Below are 16,972 nucleotides of genomic sequence, written 5' to 3'. Positions count from 1 at the left end.
CCGACTCAGAGGACTTATAGGTTGGGTTTCCCTTTCGCTGAGAGGTCGTGCCTCCAGGTGGTTCGGAATCTCGTTCCGCCCTTTGCCGTACCGCTCAGGATAGGGCAATTCTAACATAGGTTCGTTGGCAATTCGTCGCCCTAACCCCCACCTGTTCCTATGTGGTTGAATGCGGGCTAATTTTGTTCAACAACAGCATAACTCCCAATAGAACAACCGCATTCACTCTATTTGTAGGGTGGGCAATGCCCACCAGCCTCTACATTTAGCGTGGGTAACGCTTAAGTGCGTAAGTCCAGCCAAAAAAACATCGAGATATCCCCTATCGACATCGCGAAAGGGGATAGGTTCGAGGACTATCGTTAATTCACGGGTCATCAACTCGCCAGAGATTCGTTCGGACGGTTGAAGATTTCCAAGGTTTGACGACAGCAATGTTTGAGTTTTTCTTGCACGTCGGGAACGGGTTCTTTTTTTCCGACGAACTGCCAGTTTTCGATGGTTGAAAACACCCATTGGCGGCCGAGTCCGCTGAATCCGGCCACTTCGACACCGATGGCGCGAGGTTCGGATTCGACGGTATGAAAGCGAATTTGAATGAGAATGCTACGGCTATGACACCGAAAACTGTAGCCGGGAAAGTGAAAGCTCATGTCGATCGAGTCGGGATCGAGCATTTCTCGCGTTTCGGGATCGTTCGTCCAAGGTTTGAGATCCGATCGCAAATCGGGAAACTCGCCTTTGAACACGTTCACCACAGCCGCGATTTTACTGGCAATTTGGAAGTCTTTGGCTTGTTCGGCAGCGTTCACCGCAAATCCCCCTTTTTTGGTAAACCTCATTCCAGTGATAGTCAAAAACAGCGGCGTCTGTTGTTCGTCGCTGACAACTGCGCCAACTGTCTTTTATTTATTAATAACGCGGCTCGGGCGATCGTGAGGGCGATCGCTCCCTCCACAGAACAAGCTAAACCTCCGCCAATGGAGGATTTGGGGGAGGTTTCAGGGGGATTTATCGAAAGTGCGACGCACCGCTATCGCGAAAGTGCGACGCACCGCTATCGCGAACGCACCGCCTCGAGAAGATCTTGGTGAACCGTTTCCGAAGCAGCCACGAGAAGGCCGGGACGTTCGTAGTTGTCGCATTCGTGTAACGGTGGTGGCGGCGAACCGTCGAAAGTGGTGACGATACATCCGGCTTCCTGCGCCACGAACGCTAAGGCTGCGCCGTCGATGAACTTACCGGAATCGAGAATCGCCCCCGTCAACTCGTTCGCCAACATTTTGTTGAAATTGGGAACCGCTACGTCTGGGGAGTAAGCCACCGCCAAATCGACCACGGTATAGCGGTCTTTTAACGCCTGTGCGATGGGGGTTAATCCCAGTCCCAAATACACTGTGGGGTGTTTGGGTTCGATGTGGAACTGCTGCGCCGCCTCGAATGCGTCGTCTAGAGTTCCTCGAAACGCCCCTTCACCCCGCAAGGCGTAGTAATAGGCGTTTTCGCTGGGAGACAAGGTCAGAACCCCCTGAAATTCGTCGCGATCGAGGACGCAGAGAATCACCTGATAGTTAGGGTGTCCGTCGAGATAAAACCGGGTTCCGTCGATAGGATCGAGGGTGACGAGATAATCTCCCGCCTCCCCGAGATCGATCGCCCGAAAATACTTGGTATTGGCGGACTGTTCGTGTTCTTCGCCGAAAAAGCGCACCTGCGGGAAATGCGCCAACAGTGCCACTTCTACGAAGTTTTGAACCGACAAGTCCGCATCGCTTAACGCCGCTGCAAAGGCGTTTTCCGGGTAGTCTTTCTGTGGACGGACGCCGATCCGAGATTGAATCTCGCGAGCGTAAGCCCCAGCGGTTTTAAGATAGGGTAGCAAGGTGGACAGGAGAAGGCGCGGAGTGGGAATGTTCGTCATGGAGTATTTTGTTCTAACTCTGCTTCGGATTCGGAGTCTTCGGAATTAGACGGTTCGCCTTCTGGCGATCGTACCTCGCTCTCTTCCTCAGCGGGTTCGGGTTCCACTTCGCTGGGGGGTTCGGTTAGGGAAACTGTTTCTTCAGCGACGGAGATTTCCGATTCCGGTTCTGTGGTGGCGGTGGCTTCCTCAGCGGGTTCGGGTTCCACTTCGCTGGGGGGTTCGGTTACGGGAACGGTTTCTTCAGCGACAGAGATGTCCGCTTCCGGTTCTGTGGTAGTAGTGGCTTCCTCAGCGGGTTCGGGTTCTGCTTCGCTGGGGGGTTCGGTTACGGGAACGGTTTCTTCAGCGACGGAGATGTCCGCTTCCGGTTCTGTGGGGGTAGTGGCTTCTGTCGCAGAAGTAGCGACAGGTTCTGATGTCGCTGTTGTTGGCGAGGCTGCATTTCGATCGGATTTCGTAACTGGGAAAAATTCGCCTTCAAGAGCGATTTGTCGGATTACGCCACGATCGAGATTTCTTTTGCCTCGCTGTTGGGACAATTCGGAGATTTTTTCACCTAACTTTTGTCCCTTTTGCTCGGCATCTTGTAAGTTTCCCGAAGAGACGCTAGCAATTTTCCGCACGATAAAATTTAATTCTTTGCTTCCCCGTCGATTGCTAACATCGATTCCCTTATCGACTAGGATACTTTTCGCAGCTTTTTTGACAGCTTTTTCAAAGGTTTTAGCGGATGACATTGTAGCTTGCCTTCGTGCAATAAACAAACACGTCTTTACTCTAATACCTCGAACTGTAAATTAACAGTCAAACATCTAATTTTTAAATTTTAGATAATCTTTCTTAAATCTCTTCTTAATCTAGAGCGCTGTCCGATCGATGGGAGCGAACCACAAAACTGCCAAAACTGCCGATTCAAACACGAATCGGCAGATCGATTTAAAGTTTCGATATGCGTCCGTCTCGATCGTTTAAGTGATGAAACATTAGATTCGACAGCAATTTCTGGAAGCGCCAGATAAACAACCCCGCCACGACAGTTACGGCAACGGCTTGTCCGAGCCACAGTCCAATACTTCCTAACTTGAAATAAAACGCCAGTCCGTAACCGACCGATAAACCCACACCCCAATATCCGAGTACGTTCGTCAGCATGGGAATTTGCGTGTCTTGAAGTCCTTGAAGCGATCCATAGACTGCCTTTTGGACGCCATCTAAAACTTGAGCGATCGCGGCGATCGTTAGAAGTGGTAAAGCTATCTCGAACACTACTGCATTCTCGGGATTCTGTACGTCTAAATAAATGCCAATAATTTGTTGGGGAAAGAGTAAAAACGCGATCGACACCCCAAGCATAAATAGAGCAGTGATACTCACGCTCACCCATGCAGCTTGTTGAATTCCCGTGCGATCGCGTTGTCCTAACCATTGTCCGACTCGTACAGTCGTCGCATAAGAAATTCCTAACGGCACCATGAATACGATCGTTAATGTTTGAAAGACAACCTGATGTGCGGCTAAGGCATCCGTGCCTAATGTTCCCATCCAAAACATCATGACTAAAAAGAAACCAGCTTCTAATCCCGAAAATAAACCAATAGGTATGCCCACCCATGCCACCTCTTTTAAGACTTGTATTTTGATGTGGTGAAGCTTTTGAAAAATGCGATAACATTTCAATTTTGGATGTACAAAAACGTAGATCGCTAGGGCTAAAAACATTCCCCATAATGCTAAGGTACTCGACAACGCTAAGCCAGCTAACTCTAATCTCGGAAACCCCAACTTCCCAAATCCTAAAATATAGTTTCCAGTCACGTTTAATGCCGTTCCCAAAACCATAATTACCATAACAGGACGAGCTTGAGACAGAGCAGCCACTATCGCTCGCAACGCCGCAAATCCGATGGCAGGAAATAAGCCCCACGATATGATATCGAGATACGTCCGAACGAGTTTTACGGTGGTTTCCGTTTGTCCGCTACGAGCGAGAATGGTTTCGAGATTTCCAGTGGCGATCGTTAGCGGTATCGCGACTAACAATCCCAACCATAATCCTTGACGAGCCACTTGTTCGATACGTTTTTTCTGTCCCGCTCCAAAGGCTTCAGCAACCAGCGGACTGATTCCCATGACGACACCACTAGCCATGGTCATAATCGAAATAAAAATGATTGAAGCGAGTCCACCAGCCGCTAAAATTTCTGGCCCCATTCTTCCCATCATAATGGTGTCGGCAAATCCTGTTGCGGATTGAGCAACTTGGGCGCTGGCGAGGGGAACGGCAAGTTTTAAAAATTCGCGAATTTCAATTTTGAGGTTATATCGCTGTGAAAGATGGCTCATGATTAGTCGGTCTGTATATTTTGGAGATCGAGAGCTGCAACGATCGATTGGTTATCCTTCAGTCCCGATCTGCTAGGCAAAAAAATGGCACGTTAGTATCGAATTTTAACATATTTTAATATGGATCGATCGCGACTCACTTGATTTTTTGGTTTTGGGATATAAACAATAAAAAATTAGGAGTTTCGTCGATTTAAGTTTGTAATAATATGACAGTTTGCTCGTTTTGTTAAGTCGCAAAAAGCAAATATTTGTCCGATCGTCAAGAAATATAAACTGCAAAATAAAATATATTTTCAAAAAGTAAATTCGTTTTGTTTAATATTTTAATAAAAATATTTGAATTAGCTTTTTATTCTATTAAATTTACTTAAAATTCGTGTTTTTGTATAAACGCGTGCGATCGCACAAATTCAAATTTCAAAAAAATCACGATTTTTTTCGATCTCAAAATGACTAAATGTTTGTATCGATCGAAATCATTTTTTTATTTTAAGCGATCGTATTTTTTTTATTCAAAAGCATGAATATGAATTTATTTTTGAATTATTAATAATATCGATTTATGTGAATTTAAATTTTATATAAAATATCGTTTTTAAATTGAATTTAGATCGATCGAAAATATTTATTTTGTTTTGACACACATTGATGTCATACTCAAAAGAACGTTCAAAACCTAAAATTCACTTAAGCGAGATCGCATCTTGTTTAGCACGATCGCGCCTTAAAACCATTGCGATCGCATTTTAAGTTTCAGATCGAAGGCTTAATTTGTCTTATTGTCGATCTTGCAAAGCAGTAAAACTTTACGACTTAAATCTCCAGTTTTTTATTTATAGAGTCGGCACACAATTTAAATGATGCTGCTATACAATTAATTTCAATTGACTCAACCGATTCCCCGAACGTTCTATGACTGCTTTAACGCCGTTCCACACTCTCCCCCTCCAACAGCAAGTCGCCCAGATGTTTGTGGTTCGGGCATCGGGACATTTATTCGATTCGCAAATTCGCTATCCGGCGTGGGAACCCCAACGTCAAACCCTACAGCGGTGGATTGGCGAACTCGGACTCGGCGGGGTGTTACTCATCGACGGAAGTGCGGCGGAGTTACGGTTGAAAACCCAGCAGCTACAGGAGTGGGCAGATATTCCCCTGTTGCTGTGTGCGGATATCGAAGAAGGGGTGGGACAGCGATTTTCCGGGGCGACTTGGTTTCCGCCGCCGATGGCATTATCGGAAATTGCCCGTCGGGATTGGGATAAAGCGATCGAATATGCCGAACTGATGGGGGCGATGACGGCTCGAGAAGCGGTTGCGACGGGGTTAAACTGGATTCTCGCCCCAGTGGTAGATGTTAACAACAATTCCGACAATCCGGTGATTAACGTGCGATCGTTTGGCGAAACGCCAGAGGTCGTATCGGCGTTGGCGACGGCGTTTTTACGGGGAACGCAGCGATTTTCAGTGTTGGCGACGGCCAAGCATTTTCCGGGTCACGGCGATACGAGCGTCGATTCTCATTATCATCTTCCCACGATTCCTCACGATATCGATCGCCTGTCAGCGGTAGAACTCCCGCCGTTTAAAGCAGTCGTCGCCGCCGGTGTCGATGCTGTGATGACTGCCCATTTGCGAGTTCCGGCGTGGGACGCAGACGAACCGGTCACGATGTCGGAACGGATTTTAACGGAACAGTTACGCCGAAAGCTGGGTTTTGAAGGGTTGGTGGTGACGGACGCTTTGGTGATGGGTGCGATCGCCAAACGTTACGATGCGAACGAAGCTCCGATTTTGGCGATCGAGGCGGGAGCTGATATCGTCTTGATGCCTAGCGATCCTGAAGGGGGAATTCAGGCGGTTTGCGAGGCGATCGAATCGGGACGCATTTCTCGCGATCGCCTTTGTCAATCCCTCGATCGCATTTGGCAGGCGAAAATGAAGGTCTGTTCTCAGCCCCTTTCGCCAACGTCGCCCCAGCAAGATCTCGATCGCATCGCCACTCCAGACACGCTCGATCTCACCCGATCGATCTTGCGAGAATCGGGTCGCCGTCAAGGACAGCGCCTATCTACAGTGTCCTCGGGATACAATGTCGTTATCGTAGACGATTGGTTGCGGTGTTCCTTTCTCGGACACCAAACTCCTGCCATCGCACTTCCCAAACAACAAGGATTTGCACCTTATTTAGTCGATCTCGGTGGCAACTGCCAACCTCCCGAAATGGGAACGAGACGACCGACAATCGTACAGGTTTTCGTCCGAGGTAATCCCTTTGGCAGCAGTCGAGCGATCGCCGAACTCGCCGACACTTGGCTTAATAAATTATTAAAAACTGGCGATCTCGTGGGGATTTCGATCTATGGTAGTCCTTATACTCAGGAGCAGCTTAGTCAAAATCTGCCGCTCTCACTTCCAGTGGGGTTTTCGTTCGGGCAAATGCCTGAAGCTCAAGCGATCGCCCTCGAAGCCTTGTTTGGAAAAACTCCCTTACAGTGGTCTGCTCTCAAGCCTTTAGCTTAGGAGAAAAGCCCGTCGCTCGGAAGTTTGGCTCGTGCGATCGTCTGTTAACAAAAAAAGGGGCGTGCGATCGGCAAACCGCCGAAACTCGCAGTTTCAGCCCCTCAACGGTAGCGAAGTTTACGAAACTTCATTAAACTTGAGTATAATTGGGAAGTGACAAGGACAAAAAACCAAATAATTTCAGTATCATGAGTTACAAGCACTTTACCCAAGCTTTACTCAAATACAGGGTGTAAGGCTTGTTGCTTATCTGGTTCTAGCCGATTAAAAAATCACGAATTGCCCCTTAGTCACGAGTTCGAGATCGGCTATCCTATCTCACCTGTTCCTGATGCCAGCCAGCTAAGAAAACGAGGGATCGTTATGACTTTTACAACAACTGCTCGATATACTATCGCTATAATTAAAGACGAAGCCTCACAGCTCGTCCAGCAAGGCGCAGTTAGCAGACAACAACCGATCTATACCCTCTGCCGACATATTCCCGCTCGCGAATGGTCTTCGGTCGAAACTGAACTCGAAAACCACGACTTTTTGTTACGCGATCGCATCGGCGACCTGGTCGGCCCCGAAACCTGGGAAAACGACTAATTACTCGATCGGATAGCTTGTCTGTCGAGCAGTCTGTTAACAAGTGCGCCCAGCTTAACTCTTGCCAAATTATTAAATCAAGGAAGCGGGCAATGTGAAGTAACGAATGTTACCGTCTGTTATTTTTTTCCCGCTTCGCGATCGCCACCTCCAAAAAACAAGCAGTAGAGACGTTATCGGACAACGTCTCTACTTCCCATGTCAAGCCGATCGTAGCGATTTCGCAGGAGTCCGATAAAACCGAACGACTACGATCGGGCATCCTGTTCCCGAAGTCGTTCGAGTTCGCGACGCAGTGTCGCCACTTGAGCGGTCAAATTTTGTAACTCCGCTTCTGTTCCCGTCGGAGCGGCGGTCGTTGGTGCGTTCGCACTCGTCGAAGTCGAGGCTGTCGTCGTTCCCCCAGAGGTCTGACCCATCAGGCTATCGACGAAATTGCGAGCCTCCTGTTCGGTCACTTCACCTTTGGCGGCTAACTTTTCTACAACCGCGTTCCAATCCTGCTGTTGGAACGTTTGCAGGTTCTCCTCTCGCTTCTGGGGATCTTGCAAACTCTCGATGGCGGAACTGGCCGCACCGATCGTCACGCGAAAACCAGTTTGGAGCGATTGCATTAACGTCTCGGGATTCATAGGGTTCGTGTCCAGGGTTTTTAGTTGAGAGGGCAAAGACTGGCTTTATCTTAACAAAATCGAGACCTGAGAGGATAACAACAGAGCTAGAATTCTTGACTGACAAAGAATAGAGCCTCTAGCCCTCGTTGGAAATGGAGAGATTTGTGAGGCTTCAAAGTCATGAGTTTCCACATCAAATCTCTCCAGATCCGTAAGGCTTGAGTCCAAGCATAACCGGACAATCCGAGGGAAAAGACACCCTGACGAGGAAAAGTTCGGGAGGTCTTTTCAGCGCAGCCAAAATAAGATTCTAAGGGAGAATTTTGAAGACGCTAGCCGTAGCAAGTGGCTAACCAATAGGCGATCTCAATTGGCTTCTCATTGAGATGGATGCGCAGAAAATCTTGGTAGAATGTCGGTAGCATTTTTTCGTTGGGGTGGCCGCAAACGCCACCCTCTTTTTTGATTTGAAACTCCTCTATAGCAGAATCATTTGAGTTGTGAACGCCCTCTGTAGTTGGGATGGCCGTGCTACAGTACTTTCAGATTACAAGAATTCACGAATCAGTTGGGCTGGCTAGATTCTTTCAAGCAATTGTCTCGTCTGGCTTCCGTCTACCTTGTCACCCTCTCAGCTTGAAACCTAGCTTATCGGCGCAGTACAGCCAACATTTACGAGCGAAACCCCCCAGGAAAACATTGTCTGAGGGGTTTTCAAAAATTCAATTTGGGGTGAGAAGTCCCCACCCCAGAGGCGATTTTAGTAATCGAAGTCGCCACCCATACCAGCACCGGCGCCAGCGCCAGCACCTTCTTTAGGTTCGGGTTTGTCAACCACGATGCACTCGGTCGTCAACACCATACCCGCGATCGAAGCCGCGTTTTGGGTTGCCGAACGGGTCACTTTCGCCGGATCGACGATACCCGCATCAAACATATCGACAAACTCACCGTTCGCCGCGTTGTAACCGACGTTGAAGTCTTTTTCCTTCACGCGCTCGGCAATCACCGCGCCGTTTTGTCCGGCGTTTTCAGCGATCCGTTTCAGCGGAGAAGTCAACGCGCGAGCCACGATGAGCGCACCGGTCAACTCTTCGTTAGCCAGGTTGCTAGTCGCCCACTCTTCGACTTGCGGCGCCAGGTGAGCCAGAGTCGTACCGCCACCGGGAACGATCCCTTCTTCGACGGCAGCTTTGGTCGCGTTGATGGCATCTTCCAGGCGCAGCTTGCGATCCTTCATTTCGGTTTCGGTCGCCGCACCGACTTTCACCACGGCCACGCCACCGGACAGTTTCGCCAGACGCTCTTGCAGTTTTTCCTTGTCATAGGAAGAATCGCTTTCTTCCATTTGACGGCGGATTTGCTCGCAGCGAGCTTTAACACCGGCTTCGTTGCCTTCGGCGACGATGGTGGTGGTGTCTTTGGTGATGGTGATGCGGCGAGCGGTGCCGAGCATATCGATTTTGGCGTTTTCCAGCTTCAGACCCGCATCTTCGGTGATGACTTGACCGCCGGTCAGAACGGCGATATCTTCGAGCATGGCTTTACGGCGATCGCCGAATCCGGGGGCTTTCACTGCCGCCACGTTCAGCACTCCGCGCAGGCGGTTGACCACCAGGGTCGCCAGGGCTTCTTTCTCGATATCTTCGGAGATAATCAGTAAGGGTTTGCCAGACCGCGCCACTTGTTCGAGGACGGGAACGAGATCTTGCACCAGGCTGATTTTTTTGTCCGTCAGCAGGATGAAAGGCTCGTCGAGAATCGCTTCCATGCGCTCGGTGTCGGTGGCGAAGTAGGGCGAAATGTAACCCTTGTCGAAGCGCATCCCTTCGGTGATTTCCAGTTCGGTGGTCATGGATTTCCCTTCTTCGAGGGAGATGACCCCTTCTTTGCCCACCTTATCCATCGCTTCGGCAATCATGCGGCCGACTTCTTCGTCGTTACCGGCCGAGATGGTACCGACTTGGGAGATGGCGGTGGAGTCTTCGACGGGACGAGCGTGTTCGGCGATTTTGTCCACCAGGTAAGCGGTAGCGCGATCGATTCCCCGTTTGATGGCGATGGGGTTGGCGCCAGCCGCCACGTTCCGCAGACCTTCTTTGACCATGGCGTGAGCCAGAACCGTCGCGGTGGTGGTTCCGTCTCCAGCGGCGTCGTTGGTTTTGGAGGCAGCTTGACGAATCAAAGAAACACCGGTGTTTTCGATGTTGTCTTCGAGTTCGATTTCTTTAGCGATGGTGATCCCGTCGTTGACGATTTGGGGCGCACCGAATTTTTTCTCAAGGACGACGTTGCGACCTTTCGGACCGAGGGTGACGGCAACGGATTCGGCGAGGATATCCATGCCTTTTTCCAGGGCGCGACGTGCGTTTTCGTTATAAACGATCCGTTTGGCCATAGTTTCCTACTTCGTTAATCTCGCTGTGTGTGTCGATAGTTGAGGGGAGTAATTAGTGAGGGCGACGGTTTACTGAACGATCGCCAGAATGTCTTTTTCAGACAGCAAAACGAACTCGTCGCTACCGAGTTTGATGTCCGTGCCAGCGTATTTGGAGTAGAGGACTTTATCGCCGACGTTGACGTCCATTGCTTGACGAGATCCGTCGTCGTTGCGTTTGCCAGGGCCCACCTGCACGACTTCACCGACTTGGGGTTTTTCTTTAGCGGTGTCCGGCAGAAGGATGCCGCCGGCGGTTTTCTCCTCCGAGGCACTCACCTTTACAAAAACGCGATCGGCTAGCGGTTTGACGGTGGAAACACTCAGAGATACGGCTGCCATAGGGAATTCTCCAAATTTTACAGATACGTTACACTTTTCGAGAAATCGATCGAGCTGGGTTTGTCGGCGATCGAACTGAAGTGCTGCGGGGATTGCGGCTCGCAGTCCGATCGCACAAACTTTAAGCTGCGGCGGCGACGATTCCCCTCTCCGAAACTTCGGAAACGCGGGTATCGTGCCGGAAGTCGAGGAGTTCGCATCGGGTGGATTAGCACTCTCAACTTCTGAGTGCTAATTTAGCGGAGCGAATTTGCCCGAGGCAACTCGTTGGGTAGTACGGGTTTCCGAACTAAAATGAGAAAAACTGCCTTTGAGTGCGATCGAACTGCAAATGTCCGACCCGACGGTTGAAAATCAAACGATACCCGCCGAGCCTTCTGCCAACCCCGACGAGAACGAAGGCTGTACGGCATCTCTGGCCGCCTGTATTGACAGTCTCGGCTTGCGAGCGATCGAACGCCACGTTTTGCTGTGCGCCGACCAAACGAAACCCAAATGCTGCTCGAAAGCAGAAGGGATCGAAGCCTGGGATTACCTCAAACGACGCCTGAAAGAACTGAAGCTCGATCGCGCCACCGACGATCGACCGACCTGTATTTTCCGGACGAAGGCGAACTGTTTGCGTGTTTGTACTCAAGGGCCGGTTCTCGTCGTCTATCCCGATGGGGTTTGGTATCGCGGCGCGACGCCGCCAGTTATCGAACGGATTATTCAAGAACATCTGATCGGCGATCGCATCGTCGAAGAATACGCCTTTTTAGAACGTCCGTTACCTGGGGCGATCGCACCAATGTCCGCCGACGCCTCCCCTCTTGTAAAAAATACGGACGATCCGAGTCAAACCACCACGCGTTAACGGGCGACACGGCCACCAAGCTGGGTTATCATGGAAATCGGTCGAGCGGAGTCGAAGTGAAGAACGGCAGGGGTTTTAGCCCGAACAGTTCTCAATCCAGTCTTCGCCAAGCTATGCCGTCAAAAATACTGATATCTCTATAATTTTCCCGAACAGCGATCGCTCACTATGAAGACCAGCAGCAACAAACGATTACTTCTGATTGATGACGACCCAAATTTAATTTTATTGGTCAAGGATTTTCTCGAATTTCGGGGATATGAAGTCATCGCCGCTGAAAACGGACGCGAAGCCCTCGAACTTCTTGAAGAAAAGCTTCCCGATTTAATTATCTGCGACGTGATGATGCCGGAAATGGACGGCTACACTTTCGTCGAACACGTGCGCGAAGACCCCCGCACGAACTGGATTCCCGTGATTTTCTTGTCGGCGAAAGGACAAAGTCAAGATCGCGTCAAGGGATTGAACACGGGGGCTGACGTTTACATGGTCAAACCCTTCGAGCCAGACGAGTTGGTCGCCCAAGTCGAAGCCGCTCTCAACCAAGCTTCGCGACTGCTGGCTCGCAAACTGGCTGGAAGCGATAACGCACCGCCGTTAAAAGTCCGCGCTGGCGTAGAACTGACTCCGACAGAGTTGAAAGTGGTGCAGTGGGTGGCCCGAGGGATGGCTAACCGCGAAATCGCGTTAGAAATGAACGTCAGCCAGCGCACTATCGAAAGTCACGTTTCCAATATGCTCGGAAAAACGGGACTACACAACCGTACCGAACTGGCTCGCTGGGCGATCGAAACCAACATGGTGTAAACGAGCCACCCCCCGACCCAAGCCCGAGAGCGCAGCAGACACGAGAGCGATGCGAATCTCGCGGCAGTTGTATTTCAGTTGATGCCGAGCCTCCCGTCGTATTATATTTATCAAAATGTTAAGCTATGCGATCGAGCAGGTCGCGAGCTTCAAATGCGGGCGACCGAAAGCGTTCGTCTTCGTTTGCAACGATCGACGAGGACAGTAACTCTTGTATGTAGCATCGGATCGTGACGATTTATCGGTCAGCACGATTTTAAGTTACGCATCCTACCGTAAATTTTACGTCTAAACTACGCATAAACCAGGTATACATTTTCATGATTTATGACACCGATCGTCTCTCTATCTTTGTGGACGGGAACAATATGTTCTACGCCCAACAAAAAAATGGATGGTTTTTCGACCCGCGCCGGGTTCTCGACTATTTCAAACACGAACACGCCAGCACCACCCTCGTTAACGCGTTTTGGTATACCGGACTTAAAGATCCTCAAGACCAACGGGGCTTTCGCGATGCCCTCATCAGCCTCGGCTATACCGTCCGCACTAAAATTCTTAAAGAATATTACGACGACAACTCCGGTCGCTACTCCCAAAAAGCGAATCTAGACATTGAAATTGTTATAGATATGTTTAACACCGTCGATCAGTACAATCGCGTGGTGTTATTTAGTGGAGATGGGGATTTCGAGCGTGCGATCGAACTGCTGCGATCGAAAAACACCCATATTACCGTCGTTTCGACTGAAGGCATGATCGCTCGGGAACTGCGAAACGCCACCGATCGCTACATCGACCTCAACGACATTCGCGAGAAAATCGAGAAAACCGATTACTAAACTCGATTCCCTAGCAAGAGAGGAGAACAGAACCGATCGACCGAGAGGCGATCGCCACGTTCCGTTTTCTCCGACCTCGAACGTTAGCCTTCCAAAGTTTGACTATTGATTTTCCTTACAGGAGGCACACCCATGAGCGACCCACTCGATCGCATTATCATTTTCGATACCACCTTGCGCGACGGCGAACAATCCCCCGGCGCGACCCTCAATAAAGACGAAAAACTCACCATCGCCCGACAACTGGCGCGTCTCGGTGTCGATGTCATCGAAGCTGGATTTCCCTTCGCCAGTCCCGGCGACTTCGAGGCGGTACAAACCATCGCCGAACAAGTCGGAACTCCCGACGGCCCCACCATTTGCGGCTTAGCCCGCGCTACCGGTGCCGACATCAAAGCCGCCGGAGAAGCCCTAGAACCCGCCGCCCACAAGCGCATTCACACCTTTATCGCCACGTCGGACATTCATCTGGAATACAAACTCCGCAAAAGTAGAGACGAGGTATTGGCGATCGCCCCGGAAATGGTCGCTTATGCTAAAACCTTTACCGACGACGTGGAGTTTTCCCCCGAAGATGCCGGACGCAGCGATCCCGAATTCCTGTATCGCGTCCTCGAAGCGGTTATCGACGCCGGGGCGACCACCGTTAACATCCCCGATACTGTCGGCTATACCACGCCTAGCGAGTTCGGGGCGTTGATTGGCGGTATCGAAGAAAACGTTCGCAATATCGACAAGGCGATTATCTCCGTCCACGGTCACAACGATCTGGGATTGGCCGTGGCCAACTTCCTCGAAGCGGTGAAAAACGGCGCTCGCCAGCTCGAATGTACCATCAACGGTATCGGCGAACGGGCGGGGAACGCTGCCTTAGAAGAGTTGGTGATGGCGTTGCACGTGCGGCGACAGTACTTCAACCCCTTCTTGGGGCGTCCGGCGGAGTCGGAAGAACCGCTTACGAACATCAACACCCGCGAAATTTATAAAACCTCTCGGTTGGTATCGAACCTCACGGGGATGTTCGTTCAACCGAATAAAGCGATCGTCGGGGCGAATGCTTTCGCGCACGAGTCGGGAATTCATCAAGACGGCGTTCTCAAAAATAAACTCACCTACGAGATTATGGACGCCCAGTCCATCGGGGTGAACGAAAACCAAATCGTTTTGGGCAAACATTCCGGTCGCAACGCTTTCAAAACTCGCTTGAAAGAGTTGGGTTTCGAACTGTCGGAAAACGAGTTGAATAAAGCCTTTCTCAACTTTAAAAAGTTTGCCGATCGCAAGAAAGAAATTACCGATTGGGATTTAGAGTCGATCGTCAACGACCAAATCCAACAACCGCCGGAACTTTATAAGTTGGAGTTGGCACAGGTCTCCTGCGGCGATCGCCTGCGTCCGACGGCGACAGTGACGCTTCGCACCCCCGACGGTGAAGAACGTACTGAAGTTGCCTTGGGAACGGGGCCGGTCGATGCGGTGTACAAAGCCATCCATCAAATTATCGACTTACCCAGCGAACTCATTGAGTATACGGTGCAGTCCGTGACGGCGGGAATCGACGCTCTCGGTGAAGTGACGGTACGGTTGCGCCACGAAGGTCGCGTATTCTCCGGCCATGCGGCCAACACGGACGTTATCGTCGCTTCGGCGCACGCTTACGTCAACGCACTGAATCGCCTTTATGGTGCGATGCAAAGTCCGTCGTTTTCAGCACAAGCGGAACCGTCGGTAACGAGTCGGGTCTAGGATCGACCATCGCTTCAGAAACCCGGTATCTTCGAGATGCCGGGCTTACATCATATAAATCGATTTTTGTCAATACTGCATTCGATCGCGTGGTGCGGTGAGATCCCCGGAATTTTGGAAATTCTGGGGATCTGGTGTATCTCGCAAATACCAGAATTGGGTAGGGTTTTTGGCGATCGCTCTTTTGAGATAGGCGTCGTTCGTCCCGGTTGAAAACCGTTGTCCTCTGTATGGTGTGGTAGACGAAAAAGCCACAGAAGACAAGCAGATGAACGCGATTCAAAATTCGTTATTTCTCGATGCGACACCTCAACCAATGCCTGAAACTCCAAACACGCCAAATCTAGCCATTAAAGAAAAACTGCAATCGACGATCGCCGTTCGAGGAGAGTTTCAGCTTCCCTGTATGCCGACGATGCTCGAACAATATGTCAAACTGGTTCGGGGCTTGTTAAAGGTTTTGGGACAAAAACCGACTCAAACGGAAATGCAAGCCTTAGAACGGCAACTGTCAAAGAAACTCGCCGAAGGGTTCGATCGCTCGCCCCATGCGTATTTGACCCTGACCTACCAACTGGCGCGTCCGGCGTTGGGGTTAACCGGAGGCATTGCCTTTAGCATCGTCGTCAATGCAGACCCCACGGAAGCGCAACCCTCGTTTTCCGAGGCAAAATCTTCGCGATTCGGTCGCTATCCCGACGCGATGGCGATGGCGATCGCCGCAGAATTAGGAGACGCGTTACAGGTTCCGGTGTTGGATATCGGCGCGGGAATCGGTCGTAACAGCTTACCGCTGGCCAAACGCGGTCATCCCGTCGAGGCCATTACATCGAACCCGCAAGTTGGAAAACAACTGACGGAGTTAGCGCACTCGCGGGGATTGGCGGTGAAGGTGTTGGCGAACGACGTTCTCGATCGCGCGGCGTTATCGGCGACGTATCGGTTGGCGATCGCCTCGGAAGTGTTACCCCATTTACGGGGGAGCGATCGCGTCGAGCAGTTTTTCCGCCAAACCTCCTCCGTGTTACAACCGGGTGGCGTGTTGTTGGTGGCGGCGTTCCTCGCCAAAGGGGACTACCAACCGGACGCTAAAGTGCGCGAGTTGTCTGAGGCGTTAGGCTGTTACCTGTTGACGCGACAGGAGTTGAAGGAGGCGATCGCATGGTTACCGCTTCAGTTAATTGGCAACGAATCGGTGGTGGCTTACGAATCCCAACATCTTCCCAGCGAAGCCTGGCCGCCGTCGGACAACTTCCTCAACTGGGCAACCGGACGAGAGTTGTTCCCCACGTTGACGAATCCGCCGGTTGAGTTGCGCTGGCTGCAATTTCGACGAGTTTAGTCGAGAATTGCCTCGAAAATGCTGTACGCGAAAACCCTGGTATCTTTGCGATATCGGGGTTTTAAAGGCTTTAACAAATTCGCGCAGGCGATCGTACCTCACGTTGACCGGAACGCCAACAAGCCCCGTCCTTCCAGGGCGGGGTGAGAGATGTTGCGGCTCTTCGGCTTCGCTCAGAGACCGCTTCAGCCTAGCTGCGGTAAAATGATACTATGCTAATGGGTATCAAGTCGTGTTAGTCCTCGAATACAAAGTTAAGCCCAAGCCTCACCAAGTCCAAGCCATCGACGAGGCAATTCGGACGACTCAGTTCGTCCGCAATAAAGTTTTGCGTTACTGGATGGATAATCGAGGTGTGGGTAAGGCTGAGTTATTTCGGTACAACACACGACTGAGGAAAGAGTTTAAGTTCGTTGAAGAACTGAACTCTCATGCTTGCCAGACGGCGGTCGAGCGAACCTTGAGAGCCATTACTCGTTTTTACGAAAACTGTAAAAGTAAGGTTAAAGGTAGGAGGGGTTATCCTCGATTCAAGCGAAATACCCGTTCGGTCGAGTACAAAATCTCGGGATGGAAGCTGTCAGAAGATCGCAAGCACATTG

15 protein-coding genes and 1 pseudogene are annotated in these 16,972 nt (G+C 50.7%); 9 read left to right on the top strand and 7 right to left on the bottom strand.

Annotated features, from left to right (window positions below; all coding sequences use genetic code 11):
• Window positions 1–377: 377 nt before the first annotated feature.
• Window positions 378–812, bottom strand: coding sequence for a Tery_1686 family protein (locus POG22_RS01925; RefSeq protein WP_026098006.1), 435 nt, complete (start codon window positions 810–812; stop codon window positions 378–380).
• Between the two features lie 60 nt (window positions 813–872).
• Here POG22_RS01925 and POG22_RS01920 point away from each other — a divergent pair, with 60 nt between their 5' ends.
• A complete protein-coding gene (locus tag POG22_RS01920) occupies window positions 873–1,094 on the top strand; it encodes a hypothetical protein (RefSeq protein ID WP_498903306.1) in 222 nt (73 codons plus the stop codon).
• On the opposite strand, the gene POG22_RS01915 is transcribed toward POG22_RS01920, so the two are convergent.
• The 3 genes from POG22_RS01915 to POG22_RS01905 form a co-directional block, all read right to left on the bottom strand.
• Window positions 1,058–1,921 carry an inositol monophosphatase family protein gene (locus POG22_RS01915; RefSeq protein WP_498903304.1) on the bottom strand — a complete coding sequence of 288 codons (864 nt, stop codon included), beginning with the start codon at window positions 1,919–1,921 and terminating at the stop codon, window positions 1,058–1,060. The genes POG22_RS01920 and POG22_RS01915 overlap by 37 nt on opposite strands.
• Entirely contained in the window at window positions 1,918–2,661 is a 744-nt protein-coding gene (locus POG22_RS01910; RefSeq protein ID WP_498903302.1) for a hypothetical protein, read from the bottom strand. The genes POG22_RS01915 and POG22_RS01910 overlap by 4 nt, the downstream gene beginning before the upstream one ends.
• A gap of 199 nt (window positions 2,662–2,860) precedes the next feature.
• Complete coding sequence (locus POG22_RS01905) at window positions 2,861–4,267, bottom strand: MATE family efflux transporter (RefSeq protein WP_498903300.1); 1,407 nt, start codon at window positions 4,265–4,267, stop codon at window positions 2,861–2,863.
• Between the two features lie 915 nt (window positions 4,268–5,182).
• On the opposite strand from POG22_RS01905, the gene POG22_RS01900 reads away from it, so the two are divergent.
• The gene (locus POG22_RS01900) at window positions 5,183–6,793 is read left to right on the top strand and encodes a glycoside hydrolase family 3 N-terminal domain-containing protein (protein WP_498903298.1); all 1,611 of its coding nucleotides are present in this window, start codon (window positions 5,183–5,185) and stop codon (window positions 6,791–6,793) included.
• A 363-nt stretch (window positions 6,794–7,156) separates the two neighbouring features.
• Window positions 7,157–7,384, top strand: a complete 228-nt coding sequence (locus POG22_RS01895) for a DUF4327 family protein (protein WP_498903296.1) — start codon at window positions 7,157–7,159, stop codon at window positions 7,382–7,384.
• Between the two features lie 248 nt (window positions 7,385–7,632).
• Here the strand turns inward: POG22_RS01895 and POG22_RS01890 are convergent, their stop codons facing one another.
• From POG22_RS01890 to groES, 3 genes are all read right to left on the bottom strand, one after another.
• Window positions 7,633–8,016: a hypothetical protein gene (locus POG22_RS01890; RefSeq protein WP_498903294.1), complete on the bottom strand. Its 384-nt coding sequence runs from the start codon at window positions 8,014–8,016 to the stop codon at window positions 7,633–7,635.
• A 742-nt stretch (window positions 8,017–8,758) separates the two neighbouring features.
• Window positions 8,759–10,396, bottom strand: a complete 1,638-nt coding sequence (gene groL / locus POG22_RS01885) for a TCP-1/cpn60 chaperonin family protein (protein ID WP_498903292.1) — start codon at window positions 10,394–10,396, stop codon at window positions 8,759–8,761.
• Window positions 10,397–10,465: 69 nt separating this feature from the next.
• Window positions 10,466–10,777: a co-chaperone GroES gene (groES, locus tag POG22_RS01880; RefSeq protein ID WP_026097753.1), complete on the bottom strand. Its 312-nt coding sequence runs from the start codon at window positions 10,775–10,777 to the stop codon at window positions 10,466–10,468.
• Window positions 10,778–11,108: 331 nt separating this feature from the next.
• On the opposite strand from groES, the gene POG22_RS01875 reads away from it, so the two are divergent.
• From POG22_RS01875 to POG22_RS01850, 6 genes and pseudogenes are all read left to right on the top strand, one after another.
• Window positions 11,109–11,633, top strand: a complete 525-nt coding sequence (locus tag POG22_RS01875) for a (2Fe-2S) ferredoxin domain-containing protein (RefSeq protein WP_498903308.1) — start codon at window positions 11,109–11,111, stop codon at window positions 11,631–11,633.
• A gap of 168 nt (window positions 11,634–11,801) precedes the next feature.
• Entirely contained in the window at window positions 11,802–12,440 is a 639-nt protein-coding gene (locus tag POG22_RS01870) for a response regulator transcription factor (protein WP_017661778.1), read from the top strand.
• A gap of 320 nt (window positions 12,441–12,760) precedes the next feature.
• On the top strand, window positions 12,761–13,282 hold the full coding sequence (gene labA, locus POG22_RS01865) for a LabA-like NYN domain-containing protein (protein WP_498903289.1): 522 nt from the start codon (window positions 12,761–12,763) through the stop codon (window positions 13,280–13,282).
• A 132-nt stretch (window positions 13,283–13,414) separates the two neighbouring features.
• Window positions 13,415–15,028, top strand: a complete 1,614-nt coding sequence (locus POG22_RS01860; RefSeq protein ID WP_498903287.1) for a 2-isopropylmalate synthase — start codon at window positions 13,415–13,417, stop codon at window positions 15,026–15,028.
• Between the two features lie 235 nt (window positions 15,029–15,263).
• Window positions 15,264–16,370, top strand: coding sequence for a class I SAM-dependent methyltransferase (locus POG22_RS01855; RefSeq protein WP_498903285.1), 1,107 nt, complete (start codon window positions 15,264–15,266; stop codon window positions 16,368–16,370).
• Between the two features lie 232 nt (window positions 16,371–16,602).
• A pseudogene (locus POG22_RS01850) lies at window positions 16,603–16,972 on the top strand (RNA-guided endonuclease TnpB family protein); the annotation flags it as partial.

Source organism: Geitlerinema sp. CS-897 (assembly GCF_028368005.1).
GTDB lineage: Bacteria > Cyanobacteriota > Cyanobacteriia > Cyanobacteriales > Geitlerinemataceae > Baaleninema > Baaleninema simplex.
Note: the sequence above shows the minus strand (reverse complement) of the source record. Positions and strands in the feature narration are given on the sequence as shown.

What these genes read in the sequence shown, in the direction of transcription:
- groES (WP_026097753.1), bottom strand. Translation starts at nt 10,777, where the DNA reads ATGGCAGCCGTATCTCTGAGTGTTTCCACCGTCAAACCGCTAGCCGAT.
- POG22_RS01905 (WP_498903300.1), bottom strand. Translation starts at nt 4,267, where the DNA reads ATGAGCCATCTTTCACAGCGATATAACCTCAAAATTGAAATTCGCGAA.
- labA (WP_498903289.1), top strand. Translation starts at nt 12,761, where the DNA reads ATGATTTATGACACCGATCGTCTCTCTATCTTTGTGGACGGGAACAAT.
- POG22_RS01870 (WP_017661778.1), top strand. Translation starts at nt 11,802, where the DNA reads ATGAAGACCAGCAGCAACAAACGATTACTTCTGATTGATGACGACCCA.
- POG22_RS01910 (WP_498903302.1), bottom strand. Translation starts at nt 2,661, where the DNA reads ATGTCATCCGCTAAAACCTTTGAAAAAGCTGTCAAAAAAGCTGCGAAA.
- groL (WP_498903292.1), bottom strand. Translation starts at nt 10,396, where the DNA reads ATGGCCAAACGGATCGTTTATAACGAAAACGCACGTCGCGCCCTGGAA.
- POG22_RS01890 (WP_498903294.1), bottom strand. Translation starts at nt 8,016, where the DNA reads ATGAATCCCGAGACGTTAATGCAATCGCTCCAAACTGGTTTTCGCGTG.
- POG22_RS01915 (WP_498903304.1), bottom strand. Translation starts at nt 1,921, where the DNA reads ATGACGAACATTCCCACTCCGCGCCTTCTCCTGTCCACCTTGCTACCC.
- POG22_RS01900 (WP_498903298.1), top strand. Translation starts at nt 5,183, where the DNA reads ATGACTGCTTTAACGCCGTTCCACACTCTCCCCCTCCAACAGCAAGTC.
- POG22_RS01860 (WP_498903287.1), top strand. Translation starts at nt 13,415, where the DNA reads ATGAGCGACCCACTCGATCGCATTATCATTTTCGATACCACCTTGCGC.
- POG22_RS01895 (WP_498903296.1), top strand. Translation starts at nt 7,157, where the DNA reads ATGACTTTTACAACAACTGCTCGATATACTATCGCTATAATTAAAGAC.
- POG22_RS01875 (WP_498903308.1), top strand. Translation starts at nt 11,109, where the DNA reads ATGTCCGACCCGACGGTTGAAAATCAAACGATACCCGCCGAGCCTTCT.